This is a genomic window from Pseudoalteromonas sp. RWi3, from assembly GCF_054960735.1.
On the sequence record NZ_JBHNYL010000001.1, the window covers coordinates 507,902 to 526,937 of the forward strand.

The 19,036-nt window shown below is 39.0% G+C and carries 12 protein-coding genes and 1 other RNA gene; 2 read left to right on the forward strand and 11 right to left on the reverse strand.

All coding sequences use genetic code 11. The features are described 5' to 3' along the window. Positions 1–30: 30 nt before the first annotated feature. From ACFI4Z_RS02150 to ACFI4Z_RS02180, 7 genes are all read right to left on the reverse strand, one after another. On the reverse strand, positions 31–3,486 hold the full coding sequence (locus ACFI4Z_RS02150; protein ID WP_462669135.1) for a response regulator: 3,456 nt from the start codon (positions 3,484–3,486) through the stop codon (positions 31–33). A 13-nt stretch (positions 3,487–3,499) separates the two neighbouring features. Beyond that, positions 3,500–5,767 carry a hybrid sensor histidine kinase/response regulator gene (locus ACFI4Z_RS02155; RefSeq protein WP_462669136.1) on the reverse strand — a complete coding sequence of 756 codons (2,268 nt, stop codon included), beginning with the start codon at positions 5,765–5,767 and terminating at the stop codon, positions 3,500–3,502. A gap of 12 nt (positions 5,768–5,779) precedes the next feature. Then, on the reverse strand, positions 5,780–7,048 hold the full coding sequence (locus tag ACFI4Z_RS02160) for an ABC transporter substrate-binding protein (protein ID WP_462669137.1): 1,269 nt from the start codon (positions 7,046–7,048) through the stop codon (positions 5,780–5,782). 70 nt (positions 7,049–7,118) lie between these two features. Continuing rightward, on the reverse strand, positions 7,119–8,051 hold the full coding sequence (locus tag ACFI4Z_RS02165; RefSeq protein WP_462669138.1) for a GGDEF domain-containing response regulator: 933 nt from the start codon (positions 8,049–8,051) through the stop codon (positions 7,119–7,121). Then, a complete protein-coding gene (locus ACFI4Z_RS02170) occupies positions 8,051–10,156 on the reverse strand; it encodes a GGDEF/EAL domain-containing response regulator (protein WP_462669139.1) in 2,106 nt (701 codons plus the stop codon). Before ACFI4Z_RS02170 ends, ACFI4Z_RS02165 begins: the two co-directional genes overlap by 1 nt. A 656-nt stretch (positions 10,157–10,812) precedes the next feature. Then, an RNA gene (ffs, locus tag ACFI4Z_RS02175) (signal recognition particle sRNA small type) lies at positions 10,813–10,909 on the reverse strand. A gap of 131 nt (positions 10,910–11,040) precedes the next feature. Next, positions 11,041–11,907 carry a DUF3014 domain-containing protein gene (locus ACFI4Z_RS02180; RefSeq protein WP_462669140.1) on the reverse strand — a complete coding sequence of 289 codons (867 nt, stop codon included), beginning with the start codon at positions 11,905–11,907 and terminating at the stop codon, positions 11,041–11,043. Positions 11,908–12,082: 175 nt separating this feature from the next. Here ACFI4Z_RS02180 and ACFI4Z_RS02185 point away from each other — a divergent pair, with 175 nt between their 5' ends. Beyond that, positions 12,083–13,228 carry a patatin-like phospholipase family protein gene (locus tag ACFI4Z_RS02185; RefSeq protein ID WP_099296481.1) on the forward strand — a complete coding sequence of 382 codons (1,146 nt, stop codon included), beginning with the start codon at positions 12,083–12,085 and terminating at the stop codon, positions 13,226–13,228. Position 13,229: 1 nt separating this feature from the next. On the opposite strand, the gene ACFI4Z_RS02190 is transcribed toward ACFI4Z_RS02185, so the two are convergent. Continuing rightward, a complete protein-coding gene (locus tag ACFI4Z_RS02190; RefSeq protein ID WP_462669141.1) occupies positions 13,230–15,206 on the reverse strand; it encodes a monovalent cation:proton antiporter-2 (CPA2) family protein in 1,977 nt (658 codons plus the stop codon). A 158-nt stretch (positions 15,207–15,364) separates the two neighbouring features. Between ACFI4Z_RS02190 and ACFI4Z_RS02195 the strand changes: the two genes are divergently transcribed. Then, positions 15,365–16,261 carry a GGDEF domain-containing protein gene (locus ACFI4Z_RS02195; RefSeq protein ID WP_462669142.1) on the forward strand — a complete coding sequence of 299 codons (897 nt, stop codon included), beginning with the start codon at positions 15,365–15,367 and terminating at the stop codon, positions 16,259–16,261. A gap of 20 nt (positions 16,262–16,281) precedes the next feature. Here the strand turns inward: ACFI4Z_RS02195 and ACFI4Z_RS02200 are convergent, their stop codons facing one another. From ACFI4Z_RS02200 to accA, 3 genes are all read right to left on the reverse strand, one after another. Continuing rightward, positions 16,282–16,635, reverse strand: a complete 354-nt coding sequence (locus ACFI4Z_RS02200; protein ID WP_462669143.1) for a hypothetical protein — start codon at positions 16,633–16,635, stop codon at positions 16,282–16,284. Continuing rightward, the gene (tilS, locus tag ACFI4Z_RS02205) at positions 16,632–17,945 is read right to left on the reverse strand and encodes a tRNA lysidine(34) synthetase TilS (RefSeq protein WP_462669144.1); all 1,314 of its coding nucleotides are present in this window, start codon (positions 17,943–17,945) and stop codon (positions 16,632–16,634) included. The genes ACFI4Z_RS02200 and tilS overlap by 4 nt, the downstream gene beginning before the upstream one ends. 120 nt (positions 17,946–18,065) lie before the next feature. Beyond that, a complete protein-coding gene (gene accA / locus ACFI4Z_RS02210) occupies positions 18,066–19,022 on the reverse strand; it encodes an acetyl-CoA carboxylase carboxyl transferase subunit alpha (protein WP_462669145.1) in 957 nt (318 codons plus the stop codon). Positions 19,023–19,036 lie beyond the last annotated feature (14 nt).

Genomic DNA, 19,036 nt, shown 5'->3' on the forward strand with positions numbered 1-19,036 from the left:
ACAAACGTTAAACTATTACTGTTAAAATATTTATAAATATTTACCCATCTGAGCTATCAGTTTTGGTAATTGATCTTCAATAAGTTCCAACTGTTTCTCAACATTCAATTGCTGGCTTTTAGCCTGTACTTCTATTTCTGCAAAATGTTGTCTTAAGCTATTCGCTCCTACTTCACCTGATAACCCTTTAAGAGAATGGGCGCACTGGCGGACCTCTTCATAGTTTTTATCACTGATAAACTTCTTGAGGTCTAAGAACTTTACAGGCGCTGTCACTATAAACATATTGCAAATTTTATTTAGCAATACTTCTTTATTCAGAAGCCTTGCAAGGGTCGCTTCTCTATCCCATAACTCACTAGCCTCAGGCTTTGTTTGAACACTTAATTTTGCATCGTTTTCATAATTAGATAGAATCCATTTTATAAGTGTATCTTGTAATACTTCTATATTAAAAGGCTTACTTACATAATCATTCATACCCGCAGATAAGCACTTTCCCTTTTCATCAATCGTTGCATTAGCCGTCATTGCTATAATAGGTATATCTTTAAAAAAAATGCCTGCTTGACCAGAACGAATTTTGTGACATGTTTGATAGCCATTAAGTATTGGCATTTCGCAATCTATCAAAATACAACTGATTGGATGTTCTGTTGATTCGCTTACTTTAAGCGCTTCAAGAGCCTCAGCACCATTATGAGCCGTTTGTATTATTAGGGGTAATCCTTCAAGTGCTCCACAAGCAACATCTATATTTATAGTATTATCGTCGACGATTAAAATGCTACAACCGTCTATTTGTTGAATCACATTCTGTGATAGCTTGCTAGGCGCAATGACTACATCGTGAGGCTCTTTGTCAATCGGTTGCGAATAACCAATCGCTTTGAGTAAATTTCTGTAAGTTAAAGGTTTACTTATTGCGATAACTTTGGATTTAATCGCTTTAGGTATTGGTTCACTTGGTTTATACAATAGTGCAATTTTTATGTCAGGGATCTTCAGCGTTAATTGTTCTATAATCGAGCTTAATTGGTTCGTGCTATCATCTCGCATATCTAAAAACACAAGGTCGTAGTCATTACGTTTCACCTGATCCAGTTCGTTACATTGTAAAAGCTCTGCATGGCCACCTTCACTTTCAATCAGTTCAGCAATAAACTCTCTTGAATGCTTAAAATTATTTACCACCAGCGTATTTGTCGACTCGTAGGCCTTTTTGTGTTCAGATGATTGTTGACTTTCCCCCTCCATGTACACATGAAAACTAAATACACTGCCTTTATTCAAGGTTGAGCTAACCTCTATGGTTCCCCCCATCATTTGGCAAAGTTGTTTACAAATAGACAACCCAATCCCAGCACCTGTGTTCCCTGATACAATTGAGCTATCAGCTTGATTAAAAAGCTTTATAAGGCTATTGAGACTGTGTCTGTCAAGGCCAATCCCTGAATCTTCTATGGACACAGTTAACTTTACTTGCCCACCATTGACATCTTCTGAACTAGCACTAACTTTTACAAAACCTTGGTCTGTAAATTTTATTGCATTACTTATTAAATTATTTATGATTTGCGCTAGCCTTAATGTATCGGCAATTGCACTTTTACACCTTAAGTTTATGGTATCTAAATAAACTTCCAGGCCTTTGTCAAAGGCATTAACAGCGGAGGTTTCAATAAGTCGCTCTATCAATGTTTGTGGGTTAAATGCAATCAAATTAAATTCTAGCTGCCCTGATTCAATATTTGATAAATCTAAAATATCCTGAATTAAAAGATTTAAGTTTGCAATACTCTGATCCGTAGTCCTTAACAAATTTTGCGATTTTTCTGATAGTTCTTCGCGCTGCAACATATTCAAGGTTTTAGTGACATCGTGTAGTGATGTTTTTAATTCATTACTTATATTAGATATAAAAGCGCTTTTAACATCACTATTTTTAACAGCTTGATCTTTAGCGTGAGCCAGTGCATGTGTTCTTTTTCTTACTTTTTCCTCTAATTCAGAGTTTAACCGCTTAACTTTAATTTCGGCTTCTTTCTCGTTGCTGATATCTCTAACTATTAAAGCAAGGCCACTTAACTGGTTATCTTCAGCAAAAACAGGGCTTACAGCAATAGCGAAATGGTAAGCTTTACCAAAAATTTCGACCGCTCGCTCATCTTTAATTTGCGGCTTATTATTTTCTAAATCTTCAATGTAGTTATCAATCGGTAGCTTATCTAATAATGCTACCTCAGAGCTGTTTCGGCCTATTGATGCACTTCTAGAAATAGATAACAACCGCTCAGCGGTAAAATTCAGACTGGTTAACTGTCCTGATAAGTTCAAACCAATAATGGCATCAATTGAACCATCCACAATTGCAGATGACTCTTTTCTCGCATCTGCTAACATCTGGCTTCTTATCGCATTGCGGTAAAAGATATAAAGTAAAATTGACATGAAAAGAACAATAATCAGCAGGAAGCTGTATGTTGAAAGTCGTTTTTGATTTATTAAGCTATCAACATGTTTCTTCGAAGCAAGTAAGCTGAGGTCGATATAATTATATTTTGTACTTGTTCTAGTTTGCACTTTTTTTGACTTTACATAGTATTGCTCATTCTCGTTATTTTTTTCATTTAATAGATATAAGTTCAAATACTCTGGCGGTTGAGAGTAGACATTCTGCCAGGTTATATCTGGCGCCAAATCTCTCGAAAAACGATAGCTTTCAATAGGGTGATATATAAAGCTCCCTTTTGAGTCACTAATGATTAACTGTGAGTTATTAAACAGCGTTGCCCTCAAACTTTCAATAAGCGCATTGGCATTTAAATTCATAATTAAAAAGCTAAAACGCTTGCCTTGCTCACTATAAATTGGCACTACAAAACGTAATTGCGGCCTGTATGGAAATGTCAGCTCACCACCAAACTCTCTGTTTAACGACAATGGAGCTAGATATATTTGACCATCAGCAAGCTGTGAGCTTGGCAAAAAGTAAGCAGCATCGCCTTTTGGTTGCAAAGAAAAGTCAGGTACCGCTTCAACTGCGGCCCCTCTGCGCTGAACACGAACTAATTCATTCCCTTGAGCTGTTACCTCAATAATTCTGAGCTGCTCTATTGCCAGATTGTTTTCCATAAAACCGATAAAAATTGTTTCTATGCGCTCTTTCCATTGTTTATATGTTGTTCCATCATATGGATCAATGCCTTCATTATAAAAAGCCCGAGGCAGGCCGGATATGGGAGGAGTTGCATGCAGAAAACGAATATCCGATTTTGCACTCGAAATTGTTGAGTTAACGATTTGCTCTAAACGTTGACCCGTTTCAGTAAATTCATAATCCACCTGAGAAATCACGTCTTTCTCAATTTGTGACTCAAACAACAGCACTGCAACTAAAAGTAAAGCCACAACAAAACCGGTTCCCCAACGAAAAAAACGCTTTGACTTTATTGAACTCCTTTCTCTGTTTGCTAGAAAAACCATCTTTGTTCCTTTTTTACGTTTCGTTGTTAAAATGAGTACACCATCTCAATAACATGGCTTTTAAGCATTCGTAGTCGATTGGCTTAGCTAAAAAGTCATTCATTCCAGCATCAAAACACTGTTGTTTGTCTTTTGCTAAAACATTCGCCGTCAAAGCTATAATGGGTGTGTCATAATAATTTGGTATTTTTCTTATTTCTTTGGTAGCCTGAGGCCCATCCAGAACAGGCATTTGCATGTCCATTAAAATAAGGTCATAGGTACATAACTCACATTGCTCAATTGCCTGCTTGCCGTCTCCTGCGAGAGTGATGGCAGTGATAGCAAACTCATTCAACAATGCCTCGATTACAATTTGATTGATTTCGTTATCTTCAACAACTAACACATGTAAATGAGACAAATCTATATCTTGCCCAATAACCTCATCCTTGGGTGTATTTAAAGGTTCAACTTGCTCCACACCCGAATACGTATTTAATTCAAAATAAAACCGAGAGCCTTCACCAAGCTCACTTTCCACTTGTAAAGGTGCTTGCATGATCCCTAGCAATTTACTGGTAATGGCTAGGCCTAAACCTGTACCACCAAACCTGCGTGTAATCGATGTATCTGCTTGGGAAAATGCCTCAAACAAGGTGTCTATATTTTCTTTATCTATCCCAATGCCGGTATCTGACACATCAAAAAGCAATTTAACTCTGTCTTCATCACTTAACTGAACGGCCACGTTTAGAGCCACACTTCCTCTTTCAGTAAACTTAACCGCGTTACCTAATAAATTAATCAGCACTTGCTTGATGCGGGTTTCATCCCCTAAGAAAATTGTATTTTCTTTTTCGGTGTTAGATGACACAAATAGACTTATATTTTTGGTCATCACTTGAGCACTAAATAAATGCTCCATCTCATCTAGCAATTTATTTAAATTGATTGGCTTACTTTCTAAAATAATTTTTTCTGCATCAATTTTACTCAAGTCTAAAATATCATTAATAATAACCAGTAAACTGCTACCAGATGATTGAATAATTTCAAGCATTCTGGTTTGTTTATCCGTCAAAGTTGTATTACTTAATTGCCTAGCCATCCCCAAAATACCGTTCATCGGGGTTCTAATTTCATGGCTCATATTTGCCAAAAATTCTGATTTAACTTTAGAAGTATGCTCTGCAGCTTGTTTTGCACTTGCTAAGTCTTTGCTTAGTACTCTGAAACGATTAGCCGCTTGGGCTAATACTCCTAGCTCATCACGACGGGATAGATCATTAATCGGTTCAGATAAATCGCCATTAAGAAAACATTGGAAGCTTTTTGTAAGTCGCTTGATGGCATGACCGATATGGAAATGAAAGAACATGGTCAAAATAATCACATAAAAAATAATGCCTATACCAAGCAGCTGCAAAACACGCTCAGTTCTAGAAATAGTTGTTTCACCCAGTTCTTTTATTTGACTTAGGCGTTGCAACAATTGTTCTCTAAGTGTATCTGCTAACGTACTAAACTCTACCGCATCCCCGGCCATTACCACATTTACTAAACTTAAGTAGTTGCGATTAGCCTGCACACTTTTATTAAATGTCTTTTGATAACTTTTTGCTAATTGTATATTTGATTCCAGCAGTGTAGTTTGAGCTGGCATAGAAGAAATTTTAAAAGCAGCGAGTTGCTTAAGAGAGCGCATTACACTTTGACGTTTTGAGTAATCCTTTTTTGTTAAAAAAAGTTGTGCGTTATAGTGTAAAGCATGCCAAGTGTTTATCCTGTTTAATATGACGATCTTAGCTTTTGTGCTTGTAGTCTTTACCGCTAGTTTTTTTAAATCAGCAATCGCATCAAGGTAAATACGTGGTAACTGCACAGACATTAACGACGTTCTTTGGTTATAACGTTTTACTAAAACATTTAAATTATTGCCGTATCTCACCACCAGCTCAGACAAGCTATCAATATACTGTTGCTCGCTCGGCCCATAGTCATTTTTTTCTATAATTTTTAAGCGTTGTTGAATGCTTTGAAAACTTTCTTCTATTTTAGCAAATACAGTGCTACTGCCAGATGAACCATATACAGAAATATCTCGCTGCATTTCAACAATATCTTTATTAAGTCGTAATATACTTATGGCATGATTACTTATATTAGTAACCTCATCCATTGAGCTTTGAATTGTATTTAAGCGCCTATCCATTACAACATAGCTTATACTCAACACAATAAAAACCAGTGCAAATGCAAACGCCATTTTGGCAGCAATAGACCGTGAAACTAAATGCAATACGAGTTCTCCCTAAGCATTTAACAGCTCATACCATTTGTCTAAACTGTAATCGTAGTTTTGCATCACAGTATTCCACACTGCAACGTTTGAAAATCGCTTTTGATAACTGCCCCCATCACGAAATTGCCCTGCTAAAACAGAGACCTTACCATCGGTTCCTTTAAGATCTCTGGTGGCTTCTTTTCCTTCATACCAAAAATCCCACTCTGGTTTCGACATCAAGGGCTGACTCCGTTCAGGGTTTGATATGTAATAGCCTTGGCGTGCAATAAATGCGCCTGGGTAACCTGACAACCACCAGTTCATATATTTATATGCCGCTTCTTTCACTTCCTCTGATACATTAGACGATAAACACATAACACCATGCCAAGCTCTATACCCTTCTTTAGGCGAAGCAAAAACAACAGGGATCCCTTGGCCTCTGCAAGCACTTACGCCTGGCGAAAACATACTTTGAATGTTAACTCGGCCTGTTTTCATAAAATCGACTGATTGGGGTACAGATGTCCAAAAGCCTGAAAAATGGCCTTGTCTTTTTTTAGACAACAAAATTGCAAACAGCTTATCTAATTCAGCAATGGTCATATTACCAATGTCTTTAAACGTCATTAGTCCTTTTGCTTGCACAGCCAGTGCAGCATCAAATATGCCGATTGTTGGTGCATTGATCAATCCAACTTTGCCTTTGTTTTCATCATCTAATAACCATGCCCATGACTCTGAACCGTATGGCGTTCCCTGCTCAATAAAGCGTGTGTTGTAGCCAAACGAATCCACATTATGCACATACGGCATAAAACTTATTTGTTTTGAAGGCGTGCTTCCCAAAGAGCCATCACTTTGCACATAAAGAATTTTATTGGGGGCATCTCCTGCACCTAACTTAGCCGTAGGGTTAATTTTTCCTGTTTTTGTTAAATCATTCACCTCATCCCAATAAACAAGCCGCTCAGTTTCTATTGGTTGAATAGACCCCGCTTGCCATAGGATATTAATTGAATCAGACCATTGCTCATAAAGGTCAAACGAATCAGGATCAGCTGCCGCTTTTTGTAAAACAGCCGCACTGCCCATAGGAATAAACTCGATATTAATACCAAGCTCTTGCATTGCTCGTTGGCGAAGCTCTTCTTGTAACGTAACGTGGGTACCCATAACGCGCAGTGTGATCATTTTTTTTGCAAATACGAATGGCGCTTTAAAAGCAAGAGTTGATACCGCAGCACCCGTACTTACAGTACGAAGAAACTGTCTTCGGTTAAAAGAGTGGCTCATAGTCGTTCGTCCATAAATTTTCTTATGAGACTAAGTGTAGTCTAAATAAACAAAAATCTAGTAAATATAACTACATATCTGACACTTTTTTATAAAGTATAGACCGATTACGACCGGACCTCTTTGCCTCATACAAATACTCATCTGCTGCTGATATCAATGCCCTTAAGTTCATTGCTGATGGTGGATAACGAGTTATTCCTCCTATACTTAATGTAACATGCTCATACACTGATTCACTGTGCGCTATATTTAATTTACAAAGTTGTGACCTTATGTGATCGCTAATATGTTTCATTCCTGCGTAATCAGTGTCGGGCAAAACCACAAGAAACTCTTCTCCACCAAAGCGCACGGCCATATCTTGCGGCCGTTTTATTACGTTCAATAATACTGTTGCAATTTCCTTAATACATTTGTCACCTTGAGGGTGCCCATACTTATCGTTGTAGAGCTTGAAAAAGTCAATATCTATCATCAGTAGGCTAAAAGGCGTTTTGTCGCGATCAGACAACCTTAGTGAATTCGCTACTTCTTGTTCTAGGTAATGCCGATTGTAGAGCCCGGTAAGAGAGTCTTTGTATGTCAGCTCGGTCAGTTTTTCTAAGCGCAGCTTATTTTCTATATGGTTTCTAGTACGATGAATAAGGGTTGATGCTATGACAGGTTTGCTAATAAAGTCAGTCCCCCCCGCTTCCCAGCATGCATTTTGCGAATCAACATCACTGCTGGATGTTATGAATATAATTGGGATATTCGCATAATCTGCACTTTGTCTTAATTTTTTACATATTTCTAAGCCATTTATTTGCGGCAAATTTACATCAAGAATAATAAGATCAGGTTTACTTAATCGACAAAAGTCATCTATTTCTAGCCCATTAGTTAATGTATCTACTTTAAAGTGTTCCTCTAAAACAGCCTCAAGCGTAACACGAATAATTTCATCATCATCGACGATTAGTACCCTACATTGAGAAAGTGGCTTTAAATTTAAAGGCATTAATTTTTGCTGCTATGTATAGACGATAGTTGTTGAGTGATTTTATCAAAGGGCATTGGTTTCCCCATTAAAAAACCTTGCCCTATCGCACATCCGAGCTCTTTCAGTTTACTTCTTTGTTCTGGTGTCTCTATACCCTCAGCCACAATATCAAGCTTGAGTGAATTCGCTAAATCCACAATCGCGGTGACTATATCCAATGACTGAGAATCACTGAGCATATCGCGCACAAAAGATTGGTCTATTTTGAGCACATCAAGCGGAAATAATCGTAAATACGAGAGGCTCGAATAACCCGTTCCAAAATCGTCTAAAGCTAATGACACGCCCATATCAGCAATTAATTTTAATTGAGTAATAGTTTGGTCGTAACTGTCAATCAAAGCTGACTCTGTTACTTCAAGCTCTAAATATCTGCTGGGTAATTGAGTTTTCTCTAGCACAGATGCAACAGTCTCAACCAAGGTAGAACTTATAAATTGTTTAGCAGAAACATTAACTGCGATTTTTTTTGGATAACCGCTGTCTAGCCATTTTTTGGCAGTAATACAGCTTTTTTCAAGCACTTGCTCCCCTAATAAATATATAAGCCCTGACTCTTCAGCATACTCAATAAAGTGAATTGGAGATATAAACTCACCATTTTGTCCTTTTAGCCTTACTAACGCTTCAGCACCAATAATATCACCGCTCTGTAAATCATATTTAGGTTGGTAGTGAACTTGCAAATCATTTGTTTCAAGCGCCTTTCGTAGATAATTACCCACTTCTAAGCGTTTATCCATATCTTCTTGTAGGTCTTGGCTAAAGTAGCAGTAACTATTTGCTGCCATTTGCTTAGCTTTATACATAGCTGAATCAGCGTGACGAAGAATCTCTTCTACACTTTGGGCATCATCAGGAAAAACACTAATTCCTAAACTTGCTGTAAGAACGTGATCTTCTCCTGCCACTCTAAAGGGTTTACCTATTACTTCTAATACTTGGCTTATCAATGTCTCTATGCTGGTAATGTGCATACCGTGGGGTACGACCAATGCAAACTCATCTCCCCCAACTCTTGCCACTGTGATATCGTTACAGGTAAATTTATCTAAGCTGTGCCCAATATGAGCAATAATTTCATCACCTACATGGTGACCCATCGCATCATTAATGTATTTAAATTTATCGAGATCCAATAATAATAAACTAACCTTGCTTTTATTAAAGCTCGCTCTTGCCAAGCTTTGCGTTAGGCGGTCATGTAATAATACTCGATTAGGTAGTGCAGTTAACTGATCATGATGTGATAAATATGTCATTTGTACAGACATTGCTAAAGTTTCACTGACATCCTGAAACACCATTACTGCACCACACTGTTTATTGTTTTTATCAAGTATTGGGGCTGCACTGTCTTCAACGCGATGTTCTATACCCTGCTTACTGATAAGCTTTGTATTTATTGCCATCGCCACGGCTCTATTTTCTTTTAATGCAACTGTTAAAGGATTGATTGATTTATTATGAGTGGTTGCATCTTGTAATATCATCACATCTTCAATATGGCGACCTTTTGCTGATATTTGAGACCAGCCCGTCAAACGTTGAGCAACAGGGTTTAAATAAGTAATACACGCTTTTTCATCAGTAGAAATAACGCCATCAGCAATCGAGTCAATTGTAATCCTTAGTTGTTCTTTTTCTGCTGCTAATGCAGCTTTAGTCGCCCGAATAGCTTTATTTTGAATTAATAGATTGATGTGGTTTTCAACCCTCATTCTACATAATGTCAAATTTAAAGGTTTAGAAATAAAGTCTATTGCACCTAGTGACAATGCTTCTTCTTCAATTGCAGGGTCGCTATGCGATGTAATAACAATAGTACGGATATCGCAAAATTTAGGGAGCCCTCTAATCAATCGCAATATATCGAAACCGCTTACGTTAGGCATTTCTAAATCAAGTAAAAGAATATCCGGCTCAATATCTCTAATTAGATCGAGTGCCTTTTCGCTGTTATTGCAGGAGTGTATTACACCCGCTAAAGCTAATGCTTCTTCTAACAATACAGTGTTGATAGGTTCATCATCTACTATTAATATTTTACACTGCTGCTCCATTTATAGCTCCATCTACTATCATCAAAAACAATAGGTTACTGTGCAAAGTAAATCGAATAAACGAACCTATTTAATAAACACATTACCCTTTAAATTTAGGTCATATTTGAAGAAGGTCAATAAATTTGTACACGACTTTTAAACATGAATAGCAAATAAATTCGTAATAATAAGTAAAGTGAACGGAAACTTGATTTATACCAATTCGCTTAATTAAGTGCTCTATTTTAAGGGTGGAAAAGCGTGTTGGTAGCAGGGCAAAAAAATCGCTATTCATTTGTTCTAATCAGATTTTTTAAACACAAGTAGCAACACATTTAGCCCCGCAAATGATTAAGTATTATTGCGGGTTGATATTAAACTAGGTCAATAACAGCAAATACAGCTATTGATGGTGAAAATTCAAAATGAAAGCAAGCATCAAACTCTAAAGAGGATTCGACTAAACAAGTAGATTTATTTTTTTGACTAGCAAATTTATGGAGGTTTTTAACACGGGAGTGTTTGAGTTTTCTTCTGAACATGTGAGCCAACCATCTAACCATTTGGTTAAATACTAGACTATGCCACCTTATACTTCCAATTTATGCCATCTTTTAGTACAAATATGTCAACTTATACTTCAAACAACACCCAATGTAGATATTGGGTGGCAGTCTTACCAGCCACATCTCGGCACACACGTCACAAACTGTGGCTGCTCCCTTCCGGGCCTGACCAGGTTCGCCTGCTAGTGTTGCGAGAGGACCAATAAGACTACCATTGAGGGCCTTGGTTGGCGCGGAAAAGATTATCTCTACTTTTGCACTCTTATTCAAGAGGAAATCAAAAAAGAAGGTGCGATTGCATGATAATCAAACAATCGCACTGTTTTTTATACAAAATTACTTAGCTAGCTCTTTCTGAACGTTGCGTAATACAGCTTTTACCTTTTTCATATTTTCTGGGCCCATACGCAGCAGTTGTTTTTGCGCAGCAGGAAGGCGCTCCCATTCTGAATATGCATATTGATAAGTAACTGAATCTCTAAGTAAGGGCATGTCCCCTTTTGGTTCAGGTGTATCGAGTAATAGTTCAATCGCTTCATCAAGCGTTTGTGTGAACTCCTCACCTTGATAGCCAATTTCACTATAAGCATCACTTATCAGTGGTTTATATTCATCATATAAACGTACAATTTGTGCGGCACTCATACTCGTGAATATTTTTACATAAGGGGTGTAGCGTTCATAGCTATTAGGGTCAATCATAAGAATATCCCCTTCAATAACGCTAAAACTTTCTTGCGGGCGTTCAACAGGAGCATGTTTTACAGCTACTTTGCCTTTTGCTAAGTTATCAATAAATACAACACCTCGGCGAATCACATCATCAGTGATCATTAAACCCATCACTTGATCGCTAAGGTATTCGTCAATATTTGCAACCACAACTTCATCACTGTCATTAAGATTCGGTAAGGGTTTTACCTCAGGTGCTGGCTCTGAATCTCTGCTTGGTGGGCGATTAACAACCTCTGGCTGTGGTAAAACTTCAGGCTCAGGCTCGATTACTTCTGGCTCTGGGGCTTTATATTCTTGGATTGGTTGCTCTACAGGAGCTTGCTCAACCACAGGCTGTGGCTGCTCTTCTGAGCTAAGTAATACAAATGCTGCCGCACATGCAATAACAATAAGTATTACAATTGCAAACAGCAAATTGTTATTGGGTGGACGTTTTTCGACATCTGGTTGCGATGATTGATCTGACATACGAACTCCATAAAATTTAAAATGCATAATTCAAACACTTAGTGTGTGCTAAGTGGGTGAAATTCCAAACCAAGCGATAAAAAAGTTATCTTACTCAGGTATCCTTTGATTGTTCTAGCTTAAAGACTTACAGTTAATAAATAAAGTAAAGACGGTCAACAGTTTAATTGCAACTATGAGAATAAAACAAGTCGATAAAAATAAACCCAAAATAGCCTTACTTTTAACAGGTGGCGGAGCACGCGCAGCTTACCAAGTTGGTGTATTAAAAGCACTTGCTCATAGTATGCCTCGAACAGCTCCCCTGCCTTTTACTATTATTAATGGTACCTCCGCAGGCGCTATAAATTCAGCTGCTTTAGCATGTTACGCCTCGTGTGCGCACCTTGCAGTACGCAAATTAGAGTATGTCTGGAAAAACTTTTCAACTTCAACAGTCTATAAGAGTGACTTTTTAAGTGTATTTGGCCATATAACACGTAATATGCTTACAAGCTTTCAATCTGAGCATATTAACCACCCACCAGCTAGCCTACTAAATAATCGACCTTTACGTGACTTATTAAGTGAGGTACTAGACCTATCAAGTATTGAACGTAATTTACACCGTAACTATTTAGATGCGCTATCAATTACAGCATCCAGTTATACCACAGGTGATTCTGTCGCATTTTTTCAATCTAAAACTCAATCACCATGGCAACGTGCTAAGCGAGTTGGACAAGCTACGCGCATAAACGTGGATCATTTGATGGCATCAAGTGCGATCCCAATGGTTTTTCCAAGTGTGAACGTGCATAACCATTATTTTGGCGATGGCTCTATTCACCAACTATCCCCGTTGAGCCCATGTGTACATCTTGGTGCAAAGAAGATCTTTATAATCGGTGTGGATCAACCAAAAGAGTCGCATCCACCTGGATACTTGCCTCACTTCCCTGGTTTATCATCTATAGCAGGGCATTTACTTGATAGCGTATTCACGGATACTTTGCAGTCAGATTTAGAACGCCTTGAGCGGATTAACAGAACACTAGGGTTAATGCCTGGGAGAGAAAAACACCAAGAACTCAAGCAAATTGATACCTGTGTAATAAACCCATCTGAAAATTTTAACGCGATTGCTGCACAATATTATGACGATATGCCGTTACCAATTAAAATACTGTTACGTATGATTGGTGTTAAAAAGCGATCTCAATCAAGCTTAACCAGCTACTTATTATTTGAAAAACGCTATACCCAACATTTAATCGGTATTGGCTATAAAGATGGCCTTGAAAAGCTACCTCAAATTCGCGAGTTTTTGGAGTTAGATTAAATTATTCACTGCCATCAATTAAGTAACGTTCAACGCGCTCTACTCGCCTTGGTTTGCCTTGTAATACAAGAATATCACCGCTGAGCAAGGTGGTTTGTTGTGAAGGCATTTCAATTTCTCGATCTTGACGACGCAACGCTCTTACTGATACGCGTCGTTTTTCGAGGTTTAACTCCCCGATACTTTTAGCCACGGCATACGCCTCTTGTGGTAATGCAATTACATGCAAATACTCCAATCGCTCTGCATTCGTGTCATCATTAGTAAATTTATCGCCTGCAAAAAAACCATGTAAAAACTTATATCTGTTCCGCCTTTCTTTACTCACACGGCGCACAATACGGGTCATTGGAACGCCTGACATATACAAAACATGCGAAACCAACATCAAACTGGCCTCAAGTGTTTCTGGCACAACTTCTGTCACACCTAAGTCTTGTAATAGCTCGAGTTCTGAGTCATCGCGCATGCGCACCAAGATTTTAACCTCTGGGGCTATTTGCTTAATTGCATCTACTACAATTTGCGTTTGCTCAAAATCAGTAAAGGTGATTATAACGAGTCGTGCGCGCTCGACTCCCGCTGAACGTAAAATGTCTTTTTGCTTAACATGGCCAAAAATAACTGGCTCGCCTACCGCTTTAGTTTCTTGAACCAATACAGGATTACATTCAACCGCAACATACTCAATGGCTTCTGGTTTTAAAAACCGCGCAATGGTCTGCCCTACACGAGAGAATCCACAAATAACTACATGATTAGTGTATAAAGTACTGCTAGTAGGTTGATTTGATGCGTAACTTTGAGCATTTTTTAAGTAGCCGAGCTTGGCCAGCATCCAAGGAGTTCGCTCTATTAAATAAGGTGTTAATGCCATCGACATCACAGCTAATGCAATTAAAAAGGATGCTTGCTCAGTAAGCAATAACTGGTGTTTAGTAGCCAACGCAATGAGTACAAAACCAAATTCGCCCATTTGCCAAAGCATAATAGCGGCAGCAATAGAATCCTGTTTTCGCTCTCCCATGAACTGTGCTAAAACAGCAATAACGCCAATTTTGAGCACAAACATCAGCGTCAGCGCGGCTAAAATCCAAAACCATACATCCACAACAAAAAGAATATCTAGCTGCATCCCGACAGTAACAAAAAACAAGCCCATCAATATGTCACGAAATGGCCGTATATCGGCCTCTAACTGATGACGGTACTGACTTTCACCAAGCATCATGCCAGCTAAAAAGGCCCCTAAGGCCATTGATAAACCAAATAAATACGTGAGTCCTGCAGCAAATAATGCTACAAGCAAGGTGGTTAACACAAACAGCTCTTCTGTACGCATCAGTGCCACTTCGCTAAACACCGGCGGCAATACCCACTTTCCTATTGCCCATAAAAGCACACAAACAAAAGCGCCTTTTGTTAACGCTAATGCCAAAGCCCATGCTATCCCTTCCGATCCACTGCTTTGCGCCAATAAAGGTAAAATAATGAGTAATGGTACGACGGCTATATCTTGGAATAGCAAAATACCTATACCAAGCTGTCCACGCCGATGCTTTAAATCTCCAGACTCTTTAAGTAATTTAACCACAACGGCCGTCGACGATAGTGCCATTAGGGTCGCAATAGTAAAGCTGGTCAACAACGTAAATTCCAGTAACTGTAGAATTAGCATAATTACAAGACTAGTCACCACTACTTGCAACGTGCCCAAGCCAAAAACAATGCTGCGCATTGCCATTAAGCGACCAATTGAAAACTCTAACCCCAAACTAAATAGCAAAAAAACAATACCAAGCTCAGCAACAAAGTGCATCTCGCTGCTTTGTGCTATCCAACCAACACCGTGCCCACCTGCAAGCACACCGGTTGCTAAGTAAGCCAATATGGGTGGCAACCCAACACGTTTAAAGAGCCACACTAGAATGACGGCAGCAAATAGCAAACCAAATATTTGAGCTAGAACACTTTGCAAATAGACCTCCCGATATTCTGTAACCAGAAAATACCGCGTCAAAGTTTTACCACCTAATAATTTTAACTATAGCAACTATCTGTTTTTCAGCCACTTTGAAATTGTGGCATAGAAATCGCTTTAACCAACCAACAACACACTCCGAGGGGGGAGATTTAGTGGAAAACGTCCATATTTTGACACAAAGGGTTTCTGCGCGTGGCGAGTTTCTGCCGTTTTCGGCAGAGCATTACCGTAATAATGAGCCTGCAGCAATTCATAGCTTAGTCGCTAAGCTGCAAACAACTTTAAATATCGATGAAATACTCAATATTTATGCTGATTACGCTAAGCAGATTATTAACTTTTCCGGCATACAGTTTCATTCCACTCAAGGGGTGACACAGGTTGCACAAAGTGATAATTCAACCCCACCCTACTCGTTTGATTTAGATATCAATAACGAGCACTTGGGACAGTTGGTTTACTTTAGCCAGTACCCACTTACAGGGAACATTAGTACTAAGCTCACTGGGTTGCACAATGCACTAGTATACCCGCTTAGAAATGCAATTATGTACAGCCGAGTACTGAAATTAGCAACTAAAGACACCCTTACAGGGTTAAACAATCGCAGTCAGTTTAACGATATATTATTTGAAAAACTCGAACGCTGCCGCCGCCAACATCGTTCATTCAGTTTAATGCTGCTGGATTTAGATAACTTTAAGCAGGTAAATGATAACTTCGGCCACAAAGTAGGTGATGATGTATTAAAAGAATTTTCAGCTGTTTTACAATCAAGCATTCGTGGTACTGATTGTGTTTTTAGGTTTGGTGGTGATGAATTTGCAATTCTTATTGATGACCCTGAATTTATTACCAACAAAGTCATCGCACAGCGTATTATGCGTTTAGTAGATGAGTCTAATATTATGTCTAAATACCAAGTAACCACGAGTATTGGTTACACGTTAGTAAATAGCCATGATTGTGAAGATGAAGTTTTCTCTCGTGCAGATAAAGGGCTTTATAAAGCAAAAGCGTCAGGACGTAACTGCGCTAGAGCCTACTAAAACAAGTGTTGCGCCTCCCCTTACGGCGCAACTTGCTTTTGCTTACTGAGCAACTTATAAATCAGTAGCGATAAAAAAAAACCAAAGAAAAAGCCACTAACCAAATAAAGTAAAGCGGCCATGGTAGCCAGTGGGGTGACCACAATTAAAACCAGCGGAATACTCACACCAACAATAAAAAAGGCTCCGCCCTTTCCTAACCAGTAAGCAATCAAAACAATTGCGCAGACCAAACCACCCACAAGTGAATAGAGTAAAGTCATTACATCTAGTTCAAATACTAAGTGCGCAACCACTGCTATTAATATCGTAATTAAAAGGCCAAGTGGTGCTTTATTAACAAGTGATAAGCCAACGTGGGGCTGATTGTTCATGCATGGTACTCCCAAATAATTCCTTCATCGCTCACATGATTCGCACTAATGAAGTAACCGACAACTTGGACTAACTCGTCGTTGTAAAAAATAAGTGGCGCACTGGCTCGTAACCAAGGGGCTACTTTTGCATCTTTAAACCAGTGCTTCAATGTATTACGGCCAGGTTTATTTAATGGTTTTATTTTTGCCTGAAGATAATCAAATCTTATTGTTACGTGCTCGTCTACTCGAGGGGGCCTTATCCCCTTTGCGTGTATTGGGCTAATACGGGTACCATTATTAAGTATAAACGTGTTTCCAGATTGCGCAGTTACAACCAGTGGCTCTTGTGTTTGATTAATTACAAAATACAAATAACCTTGGTGGCGGCGGATCTGACCCTCTTTTAATTGTATTTTTAATTGCGCATCAACTTGTGCATTAATACCTTGCTCTAAAATTTGCTCAGTTTGCTTTTGCGATGGCATTAAGGCGGTAAACTGCTCAAGCCAACAGCGCAGTACATTTGCTTGGCGTGCAGCGCTGAACATCGCAAGTTCGGCGCAGCTTAAGCCTTGGGTTTCGTTTTGGCATTTAGCTAAATCTTGCTGGGTATACTCATTAAGTAAATCTTGCTGCTGCTGTAGTAGCGTAATGCTGCGTGAAGCGCTTTTTTCAAAACCTATAAATTTATCCGATAAAACAGGCACCACTTTTTGCCGGATAAAGTTACGATCAAAACGTTCATCAGTATTCGAATCATCAGTAATATGTTCAAGCGAAAACGTTTTTGCGAATGACTCGATGGCTGAGCGTGTAATATTTAAAAGCGGCCTAAAGCAAGTACGACCACTTTTGAGTATGCGAGTTTGGCGCATAGACGCTAAACCTTTCAACCCTGAGCCGCGCTTGAGGCGCAGTAAAAAAGTTTCAAGTTGATCGTTCAAATGCTGGCCCAATAAAATAACACTGCCTTTTGCGCTGTATTTATCAAGCGCTAAATACCGCGCATCACGAGCTTGTTCTTCTAAACTGGTGCGCGTACGCTGCTCAATAATTACCTGCGCAGCAGTAAATGGCACATTTAATTGCGCGCATAAATCAGCGCAAAACTGTTGCCAGTCCTCGGCATAATTACTCAAGCCATGATTCACGTAAACCGCACTGAGTTGCAGCGTAGGTATTTCACATTTAATTTTATTCATCACATGCAATAACACTACAGAGTCAACACCTCCTGAGAGCGCGATTGTAAATGACGTTTGATTAACATCGACAAACGGTGCAATGGCGTTTTTTACTTGTTGATACAATGGTGTTGAATGCATGAATTTAACCGAAAATAATAAATGATTAGCTCCTAGCTCCTAGCTCCTAGCTCCTAGCTTACAAACATTTTAAAACAAAAAAGCCGCTAAAGCGGCTTTTTTCTGCATTCAAGTTATTTTTTAGCAATAACCAAATGACATTAATCGTTTGTAACGTTGATCAAGCATTTCATCAAGCGATAACGCTTGTAAGTCTGCAAGGTCACGCTTAAGCTGATTTTTAAGGTTTCTAGCCATTGCATCGTAGTTACGATGTGCGCCCCCTAAAGGCTCTTCAACTAAGCTGTTAATCAAATCAAGTTCTTTAACACGCTCCGCGGTTACGCCCATGGCTTCAGCGGCAAGCGGTGCTTTATCAGCACTTTTCCAAAGAATTGACGCACACCCTTCAGGTGAAATCACAGAGTAAGTACTGTATTGCAACATGTTAACGCGGTCGCCAACACCAATCGCTAATGCACCACCCGAACCACCTTCACCAATAACCGTACAAATAGTTGGCACTTTAAGTGCTGCCATTACTTTTAAGTTACGGGCGATAGCTTCAGATTGACCACGCTCTTCAGCACCAACGCCTGGGTATGCACCCGGTGTGTCGATAAAGGTCATGATTGGCATTTTAAAGCGCTCAGCCATTTCCATTAAGCGAAGTGCTTTACGGTAACCTTCTGGCTTTGGCATACCAAAGTTGCGTTTAATTTTTTCAGCTGTATCACGTCCTTTTTGTTGACCGATCACCATTACTGGTTGACCTTCAAAACGCGCTACACCACCTAAAATAGCCGGATCATTTGCAAAAGTACGATCACCCGCTAACTCGTCAAACTCCGTAAAAATGCGCTCGATATAATCTCGAGTATAAGGACGCAACGGATGACGGGCTAACTGAGAAACCTGCCAAGCACCTAATTTTGAGAATATCTCCTCTTTTTGTTGGGCACTTTTCTCTTTTAATCGGCTGACTTCCTCTTCTAACTCAAGGTCTAATTCGCCAGCGCGGCTTATATTTTGTAACTCTTCAATTTTTGCTTCTAATTCTGCGATTGGAAGCTCAAAATCAAGATAATTGAGGCTCATGCTCTAAACTACCT

What these genes read in the sequence shown, in the direction of transcription:
- ACFI4Z_RS02150 (WP_462669135.1), bottom strand. Translation starts at nt 3,486, where the DNA reads ATGGTTTTTCTAGCAAACAGAGAAAGGAGTTCAATAAAGTCAAAGCGT.
- ACFI4Z_RS02160 (WP_462669137.1), bottom strand. Translation starts at nt 7,048, where the DNA reads ATGAGCCACTCTTTTAACCGAAGACAGTTTCTTCGTACTGTAAGTACG.
- ACFI4Z_RS02165 (WP_462669138.1), bottom strand. Translation starts at nt 8,051, where the DNA reads ATGCCTTTAAATTTAAAGCCACTTTCTCAATGTAGGGTACTAATCGTC.
- ACFI4Z_RS02170 (WP_462669139.1), bottom strand. Translation starts at nt 10,156, where the DNA reads ATGGAGCAGCAGTGTAAAATATTAATAGTAGATGATGAACCTATCAAC.
- ACFI4Z_RS02180 (WP_462669140.1), bottom strand. Translation starts at nt 11,907, where the DNA reads ATGTCAGATCAATCATCGCAACCAGATGTCGAAAAACGTCCACCCAAT.
- ACFI4Z_RS02185 (WP_099296481.1), top strand. Translation starts at nt 12,083, where the DNA reads ATGAGAATAAAACAAGTCGATAAAAATAAACCCAAAATAGCCTTACTT.
- ACFI4Z_RS02200 (WP_462669143.1), bottom strand. Translation starts at nt 16,635, where the DNA reads ATGAACAATCAGCCCCACGTTGGCTTATCACTTGTTAATAAAGCACCA.
- tilS (WP_462669144.1), bottom strand. Translation starts at nt 17,945, where the DNA reads ATGCATTCAACACCATTGTATCAACAAGTAAAAAACGCCATTGCACCG.
- accA (WP_462669145.1), bottom strand. Translation starts at nt 19,022, where the DNA reads ATGAGCCTCAATTATCTTGATTTTGAGCTTCCAATCGCAGAATTAGAA.